Origin of the sequence: Corallococcus sp. AB049A, from assembly GCF_003668885.1 — a bacterium.
Lineage (GTDB): Bacteria > Myxococcota > Myxococcia > Myxococcales > Myxococcaceae > Corallococcus > Corallococcus interemptor.
Map to the genome: position 1 here is coordinate 1 of NZ_RAWL01000905.1, position 593 is coordinate 593.

Sequence of the window (593 nt, forward strand, 5' to 3'; positions counted from 1 at the left end):
GGACGGGGCTGGGGGCCTTCGCGTGCAAGCCGGTGGCGCCCGCGCTCATCCGCCGCGTGGGCTTCCGCCAGACGCTCGTCGCCTCCAACCTGCTGACCGCGGCGCTGACGGCGGTGCCCGCGTTCTTCGGGCTGGGGACGCCCATCCCGTTCATCATCGCCACGCTCGTGTGCAGCGGCTTCATGCGCTCGCTGCAGTTCACCGCCACCAACACGGTGGCCTACGCGGACCTCCCCAGGGAGTCGGTGAGCAACGCCTCCACCCTCGCGGTGGTGACGCAGCAGATGGCGCTGAGCGTGGGCATCAGCTTCGGCGGCCTGATGCTGCACGTGGCGCGCGGCGGCGGTGACGTGCGCCTGACGCCGGACCGCTTCGTCCTGCCGTTCGTCGCCATCGGCCTCGTGTCATCGTTGGCCGGGCCACTCTTCCGCCGGCTGCGTCCGGACGCCGGTGAACACATCGGCGGCCGGGCCGCGGCCCGAGGCTGACGCTTCGTAGGGCAGGCAAGCAGGCGGAAACCCTTTTTCCCACCTTCTCTCGCTCCTCCCTGCCCACCAGTTTCCGTGCGGGGTATCCAACGGAGGGGGTGGGAA

Annotated in this window: 1 protein-coding gene; it reads left to right on the forward strand. The window is 70.8% G+C overall.

Going from position 1 to position 593, the window contains the following annotated elements; all coding sequences use genetic code 11:
• Nucleotides 1–488: MFS transporter (locus D7X55_RS40160; protein ID WP_121725726.1), on the forward strand; the 488-nt coding region annotated here is incomplete at its 5' end.
• Nucleotides 489–593 lie beyond the last annotated feature (105 nt).